Here is a 16,619-nt window from a genome sequence, read left to right as displayed (position 1 = left end):
CCCCTACTTGAGAATGCAATAGATAACTTCAAATGCTTCAGCAAATTCTGATGAAATCTGTGTTCCTCTTACTTCAGCCAGGCTGCGAATGAATGAATCTTTCGAATAACTACGGAAAGTTTGAGATTTGTAGGCCTGCAATGCTTCCACTTTTTTGTCGATATGGTTTTTTGATAGATGAATGAACGCTTCGGTGCTGAATACCCGATTATTCCATGCCATTTCATACCCAAGAATACTTGTTCCTTTAAACGCTCGAATACCTTCTTCGGATAAAGTCTTGTGGTCCTGATGCAAATCACTGGTCGACGGAAGGAGAACCAGATCTGGATTAATCTTTTTTCGTATGTTTACCAGATCTTCAAGAATTTCCTGGCGGACAGTTGGGAAAAAGCGTACTTCATAGTTATGGATAAACAGATTCTCTGCTGGGATACCAAGGATTGAAGTAGATGTTTTAAACTCTGATAATAAGATATCTTTCGGAAATCCTTCAGGAATTGATTTTTCACAAAGAGAAAAAACGGCGTAATACACCTTTTTCCCTTCATGGCAAAACCGCGCAATAGTCCCACCACACCCAAATTCGCCATCATCAGGATGTGCACCCAAAATTAAAATTCTTTCAGCTGCGATCATTTATGGCTCCAATTTTCCAGATATGACACTATCTTCTTTCGGGCAGTTCCATCACCAAGAACTGGCTCCCAATTTTCAGGTTTTTTTAACAAGTGGATATACTCACAAATTTTTTGAGAATCCGCGCCGACCAGACGACTCCATCCAGTCTGAACCAGGTCAATCCATTCGGTTGTTTCGTCAACAATGACACTGGGGACTTTGGAGAAAAATGCCTCACGAATTACCCCACCAGAATCAGTTATGATTATTCTGGCATTCTTTTCCAGAGCCAACATATCAAAATAACCAACTGGATCAACAATCCGCAGGTTCGAGCTCTGAGTAAATCGACTGAACAGATTTGATTCAACCATCACTTTTCGAGTTCTTGGGTGAATTGGAAAAATGACTGGAATTTCAGATTTTGATAAACCCTTCAGAATTTCAACTAATCTTTCGGGAATATCTGTATTTATTGCCCGATGTACTGTGGCAAGGGCAAATTCTCCTGACCTAATATTCAATCTCTCCAGGATATCTGACTTATTCGAAGGAATCTGACTAATTAATGAATAAGTATCCAACGAAATATCCCCTGCCCAGAGGACATTATCCGTAATTGCCTCTCTGGCAAGGTTTTCCACAGCTCGTTTCGAAGCACAAAAAATTACTGAGCTGATATGATCAACTAAGACCCGGTTGCTTTCTTCAGGTATTGTGGTAGCCGGGACAATTTTCATGTCGCGTGTGAAATTCCGTTCACCACCTTCAATGTGGATAATCGGAATTTCGCATTTCATCGCTGCCAAAGAAGCTGCCAGGGTTGAGTTCGTATCTCCAAATACCAGAGCACAGGTTGGTTTTTCTGTTATTAAAATAGTCTCAAGTGAATTCATCATCCCGGATATTTGTTTAACAGGTGAAAGCGGCCCAATTTCCAGATTGTAATCAGGTTCAGGAATCTGTAATTCATCAAAAAATACTTTTGACAGACTGTAATCATAATGTTGTCCCGTATGTACGAATACGTTTTTATGACCTCGGCTTGTCAACTCAGCACATAAAGGAGCAGCCTTGATAAATTGTGGTCTGGCTCCGACGATTGTCATAACATTCATATCTGTCTGCTTTTCCTCGTTTTTATTTACACCTTGATTCACATCACATATCAGGGCAACATCAGAGAACGATAGATGGTTGAAATTCTTGATATGATCTCATCCGGGTCAAAGTTCTCATGGGCAAATTTTTGCGCCTTGTTTCCCAGGGCAATTCGCCTTTCTTCACTTTCTAACAGGTTTCGTATGGCAACCTCATACCCATCAGGAGTATTGTCGCATAATTCCACCCAACCGCCTTGAAAATCAGGAACGGGTTTCACCGGATGATGATTCATAATGATCGGCATACCAATCAATGCACCTTCAATCATCGATTTCGAGATTCCCCATCCATCACAATGCGAAACCAGTAAATCGCAATCAGAGAGCATTTTCAACAGCTCAGCATTGGGAACAGCTTTGATAAAGCTTACTTTCTTTTCAACACCTGTCTCTCTGGCAACATTTTCAAGTTGTTCATGAATCATTCCATCTCCAACAATGAAGTATTGACAGTCAATGTTCTTGATGGCACGGATGATATTTTCTGGATTTTTTTCTTTTATTTGTCGGTTGATCGTTATTATTTTGGGCGGATTGGATAATTTGTAGGTGGTCTTTGTATTCGTATTCGAAACAGCCACTGGATTATATATAAGATGAATATTCGTTGCGCCGTATTCACGTGCGTAACGGATGATAGGTTGATATACAGCGATCACGGCATCTGAATTGCGAATGGATATACGCTCCAGTTTCATCCGAAAGAGGTGGATTAATTTCTGCATAGGGGTGCTGAGCTCATCCCTATCGAATGTTCCATGCAGTGATAATACATAGGGAATTCCCAGAACACGTTTAATCTCACTGGCAAGGTAACCCTGGATAAAACTGTTATGTACTCGGATTAAGTTAGGTGAAAGATCTCTTGTGAATTCTATGCAATCAGCAACCCATTTCCGCAACAGGAAAGGCTGCCAACCCAGAGATCGTTTCATTGATGGAGCCGGTATGGAGTGAACAAAAACCCTGGCACGCCCACCGGTAAATTGCATTTTTTCCTCATCAACAGTATCGCGCACTGTCAATAGGATATGGATTTCATCAAAAACATCACCAGGGTTGTAATAACCGGCTGGATATTCGCCTTTTTTTAAGATATCAGAGATCGGATAATTAAGTATAACTAAAAGCCGTTTGGTCAAAGTAATCCTCAAAAAATTCATTTATTATCGCCAGAAGGCGAAAATTTCAATTCAGTTATAATACCATCGATGGACAATACTTCTTCTTATCATTTTTCCGTCGAACAATTAACGTATCGCTCGAGAGAAGAAATTAACCAGGAAAAATGGGATAAATTCATTGACTTATCTCCAACAGGCTGGCTTTACCATACGTATGACATGCAAGATGCTATTGCCACATGGCCGGGAAAATCCGATTTAAGTTTTGCCTTGGTTGATGAAAATGACAGCGGTGAAATATTAGCCATTATTCCTTTACATCGGATCAATCGTCCATTTGCTCGAATTTTACCTAATTGTTCTCTCGAATCTATGGGTGGAATTGCCTTTTCCTCAGATTTATCAAAAAAACAAAAAGAACGCGTTTCACAAATTGCTTTGGAAAAAATCAGGGAATTAGCGAAAGAACAAAACGCTGAAGAAATTCGCTTTTTCCTCTCTCCATTAACTCCCTTTCTTAGGCCAGGTTCTCAAATTCATGTAAATCCATTAATTGAGTGGGGGTTTGAAAACACGCCATCTCAAACATACATAATTGATCTACAAAAATCGAAAGATGAGATATGGAATAATTTCGAGGGATATTGTCGTACCCACATACGAAAAGCAGAAAAAACCGGATTCACTGTCAGGCGGGCCATGGGTGAAGAAGATTTAAATATTTATTACGACCTTCATTGTCGCACATACACTCGTACAAACGTCCAACCACACCCTTTTGCGTATTTTGAGCTGATATGGAAAAAATTTATTACAACTGGCAGAGCTGTTTGTTTTTTTGCAGAAAAAGATGATGTTGTAGTAGCAGCAGACAATGAAGCAGTATTTAAGGAAGCCATGTCTGGATGGACAGCCGCTGGAGAAGGAAAATCAACTTCTGGTGTTAACAACTTGCTCCATTGGCATGCTATACAATGGGCATTGGAGAATAATTTGATTCTGTATGAAAGTGGAGAAGGATTTCCCGGTGAGACATCGGGAAAACGTAAAGGTCTGACTGATTTTAAGAAAAGTTTCGGTGGGGTTTTATATCCAATATACCGAGGTAGGATCCTGCAAAAGCCTTTTCTTTACTACCTTCGCAAGCTGGGTCAAAGTTTAAGGAAATAATGACATTATGGGAAAAGGTACCTGTTACCCATTTGTTATTCAATATCTCACCGATAAGATTAAACCTGATGATTTAGTCCTGGAGACTGGTTGTGGTGGCGCCTTATATAGAAATCATATTGACCAGTTGGGAGGCCATTACACGGGTTGTGACGTTCCGAATCTTCTATATCAAACTGGTTCTGATATCGATACATATTGCAGCGCAGATGGATTACCATTCAAAAACAACACATTTGATCTCATTTTTAATCAAGGCGCTTTCGACTACATGCCAAATCCTGCGATTGTTATTTCAGAATCGTTTCGAGTACTTAAACCCGGGGGTGTTCTTGCTATTTTTACGTATCGCAAGGATGTTTTAGAAATGATTGATCACAATTGCAAGGAACGCAAACGCAATTGGGAAATTCATCATCATGTTTTTTCGAAACATCAACTATTTAATTGGTTAAATACTCAAGGTTTTACCGCCAAAGAAATTACAGCGGAACTTGATACAATCCAATCTAAAGGTTTTAAAAGAAAAATAATGGATGCTCTCCATATTTATCAATTCTTGCAATCAAAATATAGCATATGGAGAATCTATGAAGCAGAAAAACCAATATGAATAAATTCCCTGAGTGGGTTGAGCAGTTTTATGTTCCTCATGATCGAGTTTTTAGTGCTTATTCATCGAATGGTATTGATTGGAAAAGAGACAAAGGTGTTCGTCTTGAAAAGAATAAATTCAATCCATTTGATGGTTCGTTCTACTGTTTTATCCATCAACCAGATGATTTACATGGTCTATATGAATTGTTTTACCATGCATCGGTACAAAAACAAGATCGTTGGGTTTCGCATATTATCCAATGCACATCATTAGATCTTAAAAATTGGAATTCACATAAAAATTTCATTCTCTCAAGTGATCAACTTAACAACGGTTTGACGCAAATACGAGCACCTTTCTTGAAAAAAGTTAATGGGTTCTGGCGACTTTACTTTACAGCGAAATCTACTGACGGTATTCCAGGTATTTATTCAGCGATATCAACTTCTCGGGAAAAATGGGAAATAGAACCTGGCATGCGAATCTCGTCATCTATGTGTATGGAAGAAACTACCTCCAATGAGATTGTTGGGGTATCAGATACATCAATCATCGACTTACCTGATGGTTCATATCGAATGTACTTTTCAGTCTACCGTGGATCTATTTTTAAACAAAATATTTGTAGTGCCACATCCATTGATGGTTTACACTGGAGAATAGAACCTGGTATTCGACTAAATTTCGGAAGCGAAGGTTGCAGGTTAATTGTTAACAATCCGTCTGTCATAAAGATTAATGGTCTTTGGAATATGTTTTTTCGGGGGTCAAATAATATGCCAATAAAGGATAAAATATTTCGAGCTGTTTCGGATGATTCTCTTGAATGGAATATAATCGAACCCGTAATTTCACCAAATCCTTACAATTTAAAAGAAAGACATGAAGTTGCACATCCTTTTGTTTTTAAAACAAACGAAGGTATTTATAGAATGTTTTACACTGGCTGCGGAGGAACAATCCTGGATCGCTTTGCCTATAAATACTATGAAGAGCAATATAAAAAAATGGGGATATCTATACTATATGATTAGGCTATATGAATTTTCGAATTCCTAATATAAAACACAGCACTAATCTCATCTCTCGATTTGCCTCCGAATTCATTAATCGGGTGAGTTCATTTATTGTATTCCCATTAATGATCAAATATCTATCAGCGGAAGCATATGGGGTAAATACCCAAATACAGACATTATCCTCCTATCTTTTAACCCTTGCAGGTTTGGGTTTGGGTTTTTATGTAATTAGAGAGTATTCCGGGAAGATTGAAATTAAAGTTCTTAGCAGGCGATACCGGTCTTCCATTTTACTCGTAGGTATTTCCTCAACAATTTTAGGATCATTTTTTTTGATTTTTACCAACCAGATCAATCAATTCTTTTTTAAAGTCGATTGGGCCAATAGCATTATTCAATGGGGGGCTGGGTTGGTTATTTTTTCTGCCCTGGAGCAGGTTATCCGTGATTTTCTGAGAGCCAGGCTCCGTATGGTGGCCTATTCAATTTCCCAAATTGTTCAAGCCATAATTTACATCTTTGGGGTTTATGCCATTTTGACCTCTGGCGGAAATCTCCTGCAACTTATTCAATTGACAGTTTTCTTGCGTGTCTTATCTTGCCTGGGAATGGAAATTTATTTATTAATAATTGGTGAAATTGAGTTCTGGGGAGAATTCAATACTCTTCAAGAACAGTTGAATATCGCACGATGGGGGCTGCCGATTGTCGCCTCAACATTGAGTGTTACATTTATAAGCACTGGAGACAGGGCCATTTTGGGTGCATTAACCAACTCGACCTCCGTTGGAGTTTATGGCGCTTCATATCAACTAGCCAATATTATTCTTGCAGTTGGTGCTCCATTCTGGTCAATGTTATATCCATTGATGGCAACATTCAAGAATTCAGGTGATCCTGCTGGTTTGTCAAAAGTAAGTCGAAAATACTCCAATGCTTTTTGTATACTTGGCATACCCATTTTTTTTGGACTATTATTAATCGGATCTCCCACATTGGGATATTTTGGAAAAAATGTTTTTGCGCTTCCACTCCATATTTCTCTCTTTATCCTTCTTGGTATATTTATTTCTCAATTTTGCGCACCAGTATTATATCTGGCATATATTTATCAAACTCCAAAGACAATTTTCCTAATTACTACCATCTGTGCATTGGTCAACTCAGGATTAAATATTTTATTGATCCCATATCTTGGTATATTTGCCGCTGCACTAAACACCACTTTTACGTATGCTTTAATGGATTTACTATTAATTCGATTAGTGCCATCCACCGGTATAAAAGAAAAGGATTTGTACGATTACATTAATATTTCAAAATATTTAGTATCTGGAACAATTATGGCAATATTCTTGGGTATCGCTCTTCAAGTGATTCCTTTTAACCTGTTTACCTTGCTTATGATGGTTGGATGTTCTGCCATAGTATATTTTGTCGTTCTTTTGGCAATGAATAAATTCAAATTTACAGAACTTACAAACCCAATACTTAAATAAAAAAAACCTTCGAAACAAGGATTTTTATGATTAATTATCTCGAAGATGACATAAGACAACACATTAAAGAAAAATACACCGGCATCTTCACTCCTGAACATATGGAAAGGCATTTTCAGGATTATGTCGGTTTTGAACTGGCCAAAACACAATTACGGCAGGTGCAGGATGTAACAGGAATATCGGAAGGCCAAAAAATTCTCGATATCGGCTGTGGGTACGGTTCATTTGTCATTGTTTGCCGGAATTCAGGGCTGGAGGCATTGGGGCTGGATATCGCCGAGTATGATATTAATTTTGCCAGAAAACGCCTCCCTCTGGAACGTCCGAAGGATATCCCTGAAAAAATCTTTCTCCTGGCTGATGGTCAGAATACCGGTTTGCCTCAAAACAGCTTTGATGTTGTAACCGCCTGGAATATTCTCGAACATGTCCCGGATTTCAAACTCTTGATTAAAGAAGCTTTCAGACTACTTAAACCGGGTGGAACATTTATCACTATTGCCCCAAACTATCTGGCATTCCGGCAGGAAGCCCACTATCACCTTCCGTGGCTGCCGTTATTTCCCAGAAAACTTGCCCATAATTACATTCTCCATCATGGGTTAGACCCGAAATTCTTCGATGAAGATATTCATTATGTAACTGGATGGGGTATTCAAAAAGCATTGCGTAATGCCGGATTCCAATCAGAAATACCTGAGATAATCAAACTGGATAACCCCGATCTCATTCATTCTTCCAGGTTGAAGGAAAAGATATTAACCCTTCGAAAATTCCATCTTCTCTGGATTTTGAAAGGGTATTACTGGTTATCCTTCTGGAATCCATTCAAATCTGTCATCTATATTGTCGCGAGGAAACCGGTTTGAGCAATATTTCATGGAATATCTGGTTGATAGACCGCTTGGGGAGAATGTTCCCAAGAGTATTCTGGAACCGATACACTACATTAGCCCAACGGCAGGGATTTACCCGCTTATATTTATTATTATCATTTGACTGCGACACCGATAAAGATGCCAGGGCAGCCCTTTTAATCGATGATTGGTTGGAGAAAAGAAAAATCCAACGTACCTACGCTGTTCCTGGAAGCATACTTGAAACGAACAGCACAATTTATAAATCGATAGGAGCTAAAGGTTCCGAGTTCCTGAATCATGGATACCTGCCCCATACAGTGGTCGAGAACGGTGTGTATAGTTCCACCACGTTCTATCATCGAATGGAACCGCATCAAATTGCCGAAGATGTAAACAAGGGTCATGGTGCTGTTACCAAAATTATTGGTCGAGACCCGGGCGGTTTCCGTGCACCGCATTTTGGACGTGTCCCTTTATCCATGCAAAGAAATTTGATTCGACCAGTATTAAAAACACTTGGAGAACGTTTCTCAACCCAGACCACTCCGTTTGTTTCTTTTGAGAAAGGTCCAATTTGGGTGGATAACGATTGGGTGGAATTTCCCGTGATTGGCAGCTCCCGTGCGCCGTTCTCTGTTCTGGATTCTTATTCCTATATCAATAATCCTTCTGAACGGAAGGTCACGCCTCAATTTGCCGCTGTCTTTCGCTCAACTATCGAAGATTTGCTGACATGGAAAATATGCGGCCTTCTCAATTTTTATGTTGATCCATCCCATGTTGTGGATGATCCCGGATTTTTTGAAACCTTGCAGATTGTTCACGATCGGGGCATCCCTTCCCTGACTTATTCGCAGGCGTTAGAAATGAGAAATCAGGGGAAATTTTAATGAAAAGACTTCTTGCACTTTCCTGGTGCATGCCGCCCATTGTTATGCCCCGTTCCATTCAGGTATCCCGGCTGTTGGCATCCTTGACTGATTTCGATTGGCAGGTTGATGTAGTCTGTGTAGACCATACCTCTCTGCGGCCAGAACGGATCATACTGGATGATTCTTTTAATCGGCCAGCCAACGGCCGAGTAAAGAAATTTCCGGTTCCCTCACTGGAAGATTGGATACTGGTGCGCGGTCTGATCCGGATTTTCCCAGCCATTGCCTACCTTCCGGATACCCGGTATGTCTGGAAGAATGCCGCTTTTCGTAAGTGTGATCTTTTGGCCGCCTCAACGAAATATGATGCGTTTATCAGTTTTGCCCAACCCTGGACAGATCATTTGGCCGGTTTGCAGTTCGCTGAAAACAACCATCTACCCTGGGTAGCTCATTTCAGCGATCCCTGGGCAGATAGTCCTTTTCTACTTAACTCCAGGTTTGTAAAAAACACCTGTCTGGATATGGAAGAAGCCGTCATAGGCAGAGCAGATGCAGTCATTTTTGTCACGCAACAAACGTCCGATCTGGTAATGAAGAAATATCCACAGGAATGGCAGAAAAAAGTGCATGTCATCCCGCACGGATTTGAACCTGATGTATCCTCCAATTCAGAAAAAAATGTATCTTCCCCACTTGAATTTGTCTACACAGGAAACTTCTACGGTCACCGCAAACCTGATTCGCTGCTGGAAGCTGCCCAAAAGCTGGCCGCCGAACCTGCCTACAAAGGTACATTCAAAATCCGTTTTGTCGGTCCAATTTCAGAAGAGTACCGCCAAAAAGTACAGCACATGGGATTGTCAGATACTGTATTGTTTGAGGGGCCGGTTTCCTTCTCTGCCAGTCAGGACTTTTGCCGGAAAGCAGATGTCCTTCTGGTTATAGATGCCCCTTCGGAATCTACCAGCGTATTTCTGCCAAGTAAACTGGTTGACTACCTTGCTTTCAATAAACCAATCCTGGGGCTTACCCCCGCATCCGGTGGATCAGCCGATTTAATCGAACAGTTAGGCTGTCAGACAGTCAGGCCCGATGATGTCTCTGGGATAGCCGGACAATTAGCCCGGCTGATTGATGACCATTTATCTGGTCGGTTGTCCCTGCCTGACAAATTTGCACAGACCGCCGCCCGGTATCATATCAACCATGCCGCAGAATCATTAAATCAACTGCTGACTTCACTAATCTGACAAATTACCAAACTGTTGACAATTCAGGTCAGATTGAACTCGATCAACCCATTCGTGGGAAGCAGCGTCATTTTCATGGATAACCGGCTCGAGACGGTTCCAGTCATAACAGAGGGTTTTTCCCATATTATTCGTCAGGTCGTTTGCTTTTTTAGTTAGCAGATAAGCGGTTTCCCATTTTCCCTGGTGGGCGTAGCCTTCTATAAAAGGTTCATACTCCATGCCCACTGCCGGGGTAAATCCGTTTTTCTCCACTTGATCTCCGAGTTCAACAATTGTTTCCCAATCTCCATATTGACGAGCCAGCTCAGCCTTCTGATAGAAATAACACCAGTCATGCTCTGGTTCCGGTCCGAATATTTCTTCCGGTGAAACACGTGTATCAGAGTTTTCTCGTAAAATCTGGTCCAAATTTGAAATTTGCGCTAGCTTGACCTCTTCCGGAGTTAAAAATGGTGAATATTTATCTTCTGGTTTAAGGATTCGAACACACGCACTTCCGGCTTTATAGTGTGGAACAATGCCATTGGATGTTGACCCTGTAAAGCGAAGATTCCGCATAGAATAATTCACAGGCAAATCAGGAACAAAATCAGGGATATCATTCCCATAAGCCCGCATGGAACTAAAGAACCAGTAGGGAATATGGGATACGTTCATATCAGGGGAATAAATGGCATTCATGGCATAACTGACAGAATAATCGGCAATAAGACCAAAAGGCATCTTTGTACCAAAAAGCGCTGTGCCCGGCTTCATCGAAGGTACCCGCCAGAAGAACTGCCAGTAATAATCTTTCTGGATATCCCAATTCAAACGATATCGGTTTACGGTGCGAATTTGTGTTGATAGGGATAATGCCAGAAGAATACCAAGCAAGACAGATTTTTGTATCCGTTTGTAACCCAGCAGTATGATCAAAACAATAACAAGCAGGCAAATTCCGAGCATTGGACCTAAAGAGAATCGATCAGACCATTGTCCAACAATAATTTGACGGTCTGTGAGCCATACTGGCAAACCTCCGGCCAGAATTGATACTCCCCCCAATATCAACCAGTCCTTAACAAACAAATGATGATCAGATTCAGGATTTTCAGAGGGGTTTTCCTCCTTACCCAGCAGCCATGCGGCAACAAGGGCAACCACACCCCCTGCAATCCAGCTTAACCATAGGGCTTTTGATGCCAGATCAATCTCATTGGAATCGATTGTCTGAGACCAGATAAACACCAGTAGATAAATAAAATCCTGGAGGATGTTTTGAATCAAATGCAGAATCAAACCAAATGGATCAGCGCGTAATTGAGACAGACTGATGGTTCCATTCGGATCATCTGTACCAGGAGCTGGTTTGAAAAGGAAAAATCTCCAGGCAAAAAAACCTAGAAGGGGAATAACATACGGAAGCCATAACTTAATAACAAGGAAAATTCGTTTTCGACGATTCGGAATTTCGTGGCGGAATAAGACCCAGAAAAGAAATGGCCGAATTACTTCAAGCCCCACAAAGTACTCGATTGTCATCATTTGGGCAAAAGAAGCTATTACCGCAACCAATGTAAATGGAAGATACCAGCGGCGATAACGCCATGCCAGAATGGAGAAAACCAACGAAAAGCCAAACAATGCCAGGGCGGCAAAATGCCTGCTGTAAGTAACAGAAATTGTCTGTTGAAAGAAACCCGGAAAAATTGCCAGTAATAATGCCAGCCAGCCAATTTCATATTTTCTGCGAGGCCAAACCTGGCAGAACGTCCACCATAATCCAAGAATGGACAAATATCGAAGTATCAGATTAAAAATTTGCCATTTTGCCGGTGATAATCCAAATAATGGGAAAAAGAGAAGATAAACCCAGATCGTTGTGGGGCGATCATATGCGAAATAATGAAAAAATTCCGCCGAGGAGTGTAATTTGTAAAGAAATACATCTTCCCAATCATCCCAATAAAACCCCAGATGAAAAACCTGAAAGCCATATGCAACAAACAAGGTGATTGCCAGAAGCAGCGGAAGAACCCAGGATTTTCGGTATAAGTTTTTAATACTCAAGGGAGACGCAGACTTTTCCATTTATTGCGCCTCCGTTTCAGCCGGTACATCACATTGCATGGTTTTCCATGAACTTGTGAATACTGATTCATCAGAAACCATGGCTTTATTATTCTTCCATAATGAACAAATATACATAGATTGATCACTGTTCATGGACTGTGCAGCCCTGGAAGCATCCAGAGCTTTTTCATACTGTCCGGTATGAAGGTATGCCAGAATGGATGGAGTGTATTCAACGTACGACTTGGGGGTCATTCCCTTCGCGCTGGCTTCATCAGCCAATCGGGCGGTCTCATTCCAGTCATTTTCCTGACGGGCTATTTCCATTTTTTGGTAAAGATAGCACCATCCATGCACTGGTTCAGGCCCAAAAATGGTAACAGGCGGAATGGATGCTCTCTGTGGTTTTGTTTCAATAAATTCGGGTTTTCCAAGTTTTACCAGTTTTCGGGCATCGCTGGAAAGGTCTTTCCGATATAAATCTTCTTCTGTGGCGACATGCAGACAGGTTGTGCCATATGAATAATCAATAGCGAGAATTTGGTCTGTAGTTCCCTGGAAATGCGCAGTCAGATATTTGTAATCAATGGGAACACCAGGTTTCAATGCCGGGATTAAATCACCAACCAGGCCACCTTCTCTAAAGAACCACAAAGGTGCTTCAAAAGATTTTCCCCCCTGGTCATATATTGTATTAAGTGCAAAACCAATATGTAAATCATTTACCAGCGCAAAAGACATGGAGGGTGCAATGACAGCCGTTCCCGGTTTTATGGCGGGAGCGCGCCAGGCTAGTTGCCAGTAAAAATCCCTCTGATTATCCCAACTTAATCGGTATTTATTCACAGTCTGCATTTGAGCAGAGAGGGCAAAACCAAATATCAAACCCAATAATAGGGTTTGTTGAAAACGACGGCGTGCAAACCAATAGATACAACCGGTAAGTAAAATAACTGCCCCCAGCATAGGTCCTAATGCAAATCTGTCTGCCCAAGGGCCGCCAATGGATTGCCGTCCGGTGATCCAAACTGGTACACCCCCTGCTAAGACAGCAATTAAGCCTATCAATATGGCTGATTGGCAAAACCCATCCTTTTCATTCTGGTTTTCATCATTATTCTCCGTTGTTCGTATAAGAAGCCAGGCGCATATGACAGTGATCAATGCAGCAGAACCCCAGGAAAGCCAATTGGCTTTTGCTTTCAACTCAAAAGCATCAGGGTCAATGGGAGCCAGCCAGTTATCAATATTCAGATGGATAAGATCTTGAAGAATGAGGTTCGCAAACTTTATCGTTTCACCGATCGGATTGGATGAAAGTCGCTCGAATAAAACAGGTGCGTTGGCTTCAGGATTTGGAGAAACCAATGGATACCAGATAAAACGATAACCACCAAAAATTAGCAGAACGATGACATAGGGGAACCATTGAACCATCAGCGTTTTTAGATTGGATTTCCAATCCTGATTGCGCTTTTGCAGGTAAATCCAGATAAGGATCGGCCGTATCAATTCCCAACCGAAGAAATATTCAAGTGTAATTAATTGGAGGAGAGAGGCAAAAACTGCCAGGCCTGTAAAAACCCACCATCGTTTGGGATTATGAATTGCCAGCAGGTTCAAACCCAGTGAGACGGAGAATAATGCAATACAGGCAAAATGGCGGGAATATGTTAGCGCTACGGAATGCTGGGTAAACGCAGGATAGATTGCCAGGAGCAGGCAAATCCATCCGATTTCAAAAGACCGTTTGGGCCAAACCATACGAAACGCCCACCAAAATCCGACCATCCCCAACCACCTGAGAAGGATGTTCGTTATCTGCCAGGCAATTGGCCTCATTCCCACAATTGGACCGAGTAAAAGATACAACCAGCTTGTCAGCGGCCGGGCATACAGAAAATAATCCCAGTATGCTTTGGGATTATTAAAGTGGTCCAGATAGATGATTTCCCAATCATCCCAATATAAACCCATTCGGGTTAATTGATAGCCATAGGTAACCAGTACCACACCGAGAAAAACTAGAGGTACCATCCAACCTTTTTTTTGAATAAAAATTTGTAATTTCATGATGAAGGAAGATATTATACAGTTCAATTATCAGATGGATTGAAATAGATGTTCGCGATATATCTACATCGAAAATCAGTCTTTCTTTTTCGATAAATCGTCAACCTTGTTCAACTAATTTCTCCAGGAACGAATAATAACGAGAAATTGCAATTTGATTTTAATGGCTGTTTTGACTTGAAATTAGCCAGTATATAAATACATTGGAAATAATCCCTGGATCAATCATTTCTTAATAAATAACCCGGAAATGGTCCCCAGTTTTTAATTAGGTTCCCTCCATTTACAGAGAAAAAGAAGCAAATTCTGATTTTTAATATACACAGGCACTCACATCAATCAATTTACGAAAATCGTGACGCCAATCTTCTACTTCTTTGATTGTCTTCACACATGGATCATTGAACTTTTTTAATGCGTCCTGGGGAATTTCATCCCAAGCTTTTTGGTCAAAGTAGGCGTATTGATAGCCGCCAGCCCTCAATGAATATGGGTCAGGTGACGCTGTAATCTTTTCCCATTCTGGTTTGGATTTATACCAGGTATAGTTGGCATTTGATCCCCGGGCAAATATCGTCGCCGCTCGTGAAACAATTGGATCAAACACGAGTGCACCTGGTTCCAATTTGTTCCAGTAATCTCTTTCCATTTGTACATCAAGATCAGAAAGGAAATAGGAATAGACAGGCTGTTGAATGGCAGGAAGTTGGATTCCCGTTAAAACAAAGCCGCCCAGCATAATAATCATGGCTGTACCAGCTGCCAGGATTTTTATGGTATCTTTTCGCCGGGAAACATACATCCAGGCAAGTGGTACAAAATAGAACAAAGACAAACCAACGAATTGATACAAGCGCGAAGTATTTCGTACACCGGTCGATCCGGAAAACTCCACTACAATCATTAACAGGCTTATCAGTCCTGATCCAATGAAAGCAGCTTCAAACCAGCGCGAGGCTTTGTAAGCTTTCCATCCATAGATCATAAGCAATGGAAAAACCAACAAAGCTGGACCCAGTTCAATCAAAGCCACAATGAGCTGGCCTGGTTTAATCAATGACAAAACACCCAGATGGGATGACACGATTTCTGGAGGCCAGATGATTCTGAAACCCACGGTTTGATAGGATGCCGCTTCTGGATCCAACATACTAGCTGCAATATCCTTCAAAGCGCCGCCCTGTAGAAATCCGATCAAACTGCCAGTTGCCAGAACCAGTAACCAGATCCACATCGGTTTTGGTAATTTCAGAGATTTTGTCTGGATAATTCTTATAAGAATCACCAATCCCATTCCGCCGAGCATAAGAATACTACCGGTCTCACCAATAAGGAGATTGGCTGCAAGTAATGCAACCGTGACAACGGCTCCCCGCCAACCGCGCCAGCGATTAAAGAGCAATAACAAAAGCAATATCAACACCACCCCAATGGATCCGTTCGGACCATGGTTCATTACTCCGGGGGCAAGAATACCATTAGCAAAGGCAAAAGGATATCCAATCGGTCCGGCACCTTCTATACCCCAATTATTATTAATGGCTGTATAGAGTGTGTCGCCGGTCAAACGTCCACTGCCAATCAGTTCCATCCCCTGCCCCAGCCAATTGATTACACTTTCAGGCAGAAGGAGTAATATCCAGCGGGTGCCCATGCCAAATGCAGCCATCATGGCGCCAACCAGACCACCAACCTTACTGAATGTTAATCGGCTGACCCACAGGTACGAAAGGATAATCATCAAGCCAAAGGAGATACCGCGGACCAGGTCCAATGCATTCCAGGGATAGAGTCCTCCCAGTCGCATCCATTGTGCGGCAAAAAGCATCAAAAAATAGTGATAACCATAGGGCACAGTTGGGTCAAGAGGGAAATGCGGAGGAAGATCTCCGGCTGCCATCATGGAAAGGGTCGGTAAATGAGCATAGTCATCGTAAATTGCCAGTCCACGGGACATGGCTGTGAAAATATAAGTAATGATGGCAAAACAAACCAATTGTCCCCAGGGAATAGTGCTTTTGAACCAATCATTTATTCGGGTTCCCAGAGAAAATATGAATCCGATCAACAGGGTCAACCCGGCAGATAGCCAGAAAGCGGGAACTGCCGGTATAAAAAGAGTAAGGATATTAGCCAGCCAGGTGTCAATAATCAAGCCAAGGGCAATGCCGGTCATCACCTGTTCGCGATTCGGTATTCGAAAAGCGTATCGTGCCAGTCCATAACCTCCAACCATCCACATGACGCACCAGATACCCAGAATGAAGAAATCTTGAAAGTTGCGAAGAAGAAAATTCACGATGCAA

The 16,619-nt window shown here is 41.5% G+C and carries 13 protein-coding genes; 7 read left to right on the top strand and 6 right to left on the bottom strand.

Going from position 1 to position 16,619, the window contains the following annotated elements; genetic code table 11:
* Positions 1 to 3 precede the first annotated feature (3 nt).
* Genes LTAR_RS00585 through LTAR_RS00575 form a run of 3 tightly spaced genes read right to left on the bottom strand, consistent with a single transcriptional unit; the run spans position 4 to position 2,926 of the window.
* Complete coding sequence (locus LTAR_RS00585; RefSeq protein ID WP_062420191.1) at positions 4 to 639, bottom strand: PIG-L deacetylase family protein; 636 nt, start codon at positions 637 to 639, stop codon at positions 4 to 6.
* On the bottom strand, positions 636 to 1,739 hold the full coding sequence (gene wecB / locus LTAR_RS00580; RefSeq protein WP_062420190.1) for a non-hydrolyzing UDP-N-acetylglucosamine 2-epimerase: 1,104 nt from the start codon (positions 1,737 to 1,739) through the stop codon (positions 636 to 638). Before wecB ends, LTAR_RS00585 begins: the two co-directional genes overlap by 4 nt.
* A gap of 50 nt (positions 1,740 to 1,789) precedes the next feature.
* The gene (locus LTAR_RS00575) at positions 1,790 to 2,926 is read right to left on the bottom strand and encodes a glycosyltransferase (protein ID WP_158423363.1); all 1,137 of its coding nucleotides are present in this window, start codon (positions 2,924 to 2,926) and stop codon (positions 1,790 to 1,792) included.
* Positions 2,927 to 2,995: 69 nt separating this feature from the next.
* Between LTAR_RS00575 and LTAR_RS00570 the strand changes: the two genes are divergently transcribed.
* Genes LTAR_RS00570 through LTAR_RS00540 form a run of 7 tightly spaced genes read left to right on the top strand, consistent with a single transcriptional unit; the run spans position 2,996 to position 10,182 of the window.
* Positions 2,996 to 4,078 (top strand): lipid II:glycine glycyltransferase FemX, encoded by a 1,083-nt coding sequence (locus LTAR_RS00570; protein ID WP_062420188.1) that lies wholly within the window; start codon positions 2,996 to 2,998, stop codon positions 4,076 to 4,078.
* 7 nt (positions 4,079 to 4,085) lie between these two features.
* A complete protein-coding gene (locus tag LTAR_RS00565; RefSeq protein ID WP_062420187.1) occupies positions 4,086 to 4,691 on the top strand; it encodes a class I SAM-dependent methyltransferase in 606 nt (201 codons plus the stop codon).
* A complete protein-coding gene (locus tag LTAR_RS00560; RefSeq protein WP_062420186.1) occupies positions 4,688 to 5,710 on the top strand; it encodes a glycoside hydrolase family protein in 1,023 nt (340 codons plus the stop codon). Before LTAR_RS00565 ends, LTAR_RS00560 begins: the two co-directional genes overlap by 4 nt.
* Positions 5,711 to 5,715: 5 nt before the next feature.
* Positions 5,716 to 7,194, top strand: coding sequence for an oligosaccharide flippase family protein (locus LTAR_RS00555; RefSeq protein ID WP_062420185.1), 1,479 nt, complete (start codon positions 5,716 to 5,718; stop codon positions 7,192 to 7,194).
* Positions 7,195 to 7,220: 26 nt separating this feature from the next.
* Positions 7,221 to 8,066 carry a class I SAM-dependent methyltransferase gene (locus LTAR_RS00550; RefSeq protein WP_062420184.1) on the top strand — a complete coding sequence of 282 codons (846 nt, stop codon included), beginning with the start codon at positions 7,221 to 7,223 and terminating at the stop codon, positions 8,064 to 8,066.
* On the top strand, positions 8,063 to 8,947 hold the full coding sequence (locus tag LTAR_RS00545) for a polysaccharide deacetylase family protein (RefSeq protein ID WP_062420183.1): 885 nt from the start codon (positions 8,063 to 8,065) through the stop codon (positions 8,945 to 8,947). The genes LTAR_RS00550 and LTAR_RS00545 overlap by 4 nt, the downstream gene beginning before the upstream one ends.
* A complete protein-coding gene (locus LTAR_RS00540; protein ID WP_062420182.1) occupies positions 8,947 to 10,182 on the top strand; it encodes a glycosyltransferase in 1,236 nt (411 codons plus the stop codon). The genes LTAR_RS00545 and LTAR_RS00540 overlap by 1 nt, the downstream gene beginning before the upstream one ends.
* On the opposite strand, the gene LTAR_RS00535 is transcribed toward LTAR_RS00540, so the two are convergent.
* From LTAR_RS00535 to LTAR_RS00525, 3 genes are all read right to left on the bottom strand, one after another.
* On the bottom strand, positions 10,174 to 12,258 hold the full coding sequence (locus LTAR_RS00535) for a glycosyltransferase family protein (protein ID WP_062420181.1): 2,085 nt from the start codon (positions 12,256 to 12,258) through the stop codon (positions 10,174 to 10,176). The genes LTAR_RS00540 and LTAR_RS00535 overlap by 9 nt on opposite strands.
* On the bottom strand, positions 12,259 to 14,277 hold the full coding sequence (locus tag LTAR_RS00530; RefSeq protein WP_139044370.1) for a hypothetical protein: 2,019 nt from the start codon (positions 14,275 to 14,277) through the stop codon (positions 12,259 to 12,261).
* Positions 14,278 to 14,626: 349 nt separating this feature from the next.
* A complete protein-coding gene (locus LTAR_RS00525) occupies positions 14,627 to 16,612 on the bottom strand; it encodes a hypothetical protein (protein ID WP_062420179.1) in 1,986 nt (661 codons plus the stop codon).
* Between the last annotated feature and the right edge of the window lie 7 nt (positions 16,613 to 16,619).

The sequence above is a fragment of the Leptolinea tardivitalis genome, from assembly GCF_001050275.1.
Taxonomy (GTDB): domain Bacteria; phylum Chloroflexota; class Anaerolineae; order Anaerolineales; family Anaerolineaceae; genus Leptolinea; species Leptolinea tardivitalis.
This window is presented reverse-complemented; position numbering and strand designations above follow the sequence as displayed.

Excerpts from the sequence above, each read along its gene's own strand:
- LTAR_RS00550 (WP_062420184.1), top strand. The coding sequence starts at position 7,221 with ATGATTAATTATCTCGAAGATGACATAAGACAACACATTAAAGAAAAA.
- LTAR_RS00585 (WP_062420191.1), bottom strand. The coding sequence starts at position 639 with ATGATCGCAGCTGAAAGAATTTTAATTTTGGGTGCACATCCTGATGAT.
- LTAR_RS00535 (WP_062420181.1), bottom strand. The coding sequence starts at position 12,258 with ATGGAAAAGTCTGCGTCTCCCTTGAGTATTAAAAACTTATACCGAAAA.
- LTAR_RS00555 (WP_062420185.1), top strand. The coding sequence starts at position 5,716 with ATGAATTTTCGAATTCCTAATATAAAACACAGCACTAATCTCATCTCT.
- wecB (WP_062420190.1), bottom strand. The coding sequence starts at position 1,739 with ATGAATGTTATGACAATCGTCGGAGCCAGACCACAATTTATCAAGGCT.
- LTAR_RS00530 (WP_139044370.1), bottom strand. The coding sequence starts at position 14,277 with ATGGTACCTCTAGTTTTTCTCGGTGTGGTACTGGTTACCTATGGCTAT.
- LTAR_RS00565 (WP_062420187.1), top strand. The coding sequence starts at position 4,086 with ATGGGAAAAGGTACCTGTTACCCATTTGTTATTCAATATCTCACCGAT.
- LTAR_RS00540 (WP_062420182.1), top strand. The coding sequence starts at position 8,947 with ATGAAAAGACTTCTTGCACTTTCCTGGTGCATGCCGCCCATTGTTATG.
- LTAR_RS00560 (WP_062420186.1), top strand. The coding sequence starts at position 4,688 with ATGAATAAATTCCCTGAGTGGGTTGAGCAGTTTTATGTTCCTCATGAT.
- LTAR_RS00570 (WP_062420188.1), top strand. The coding sequence starts at position 2,996 with ATGGACAATACTTCTTCTTATCATTTTTCCGTCGAACAATTAACGTAT.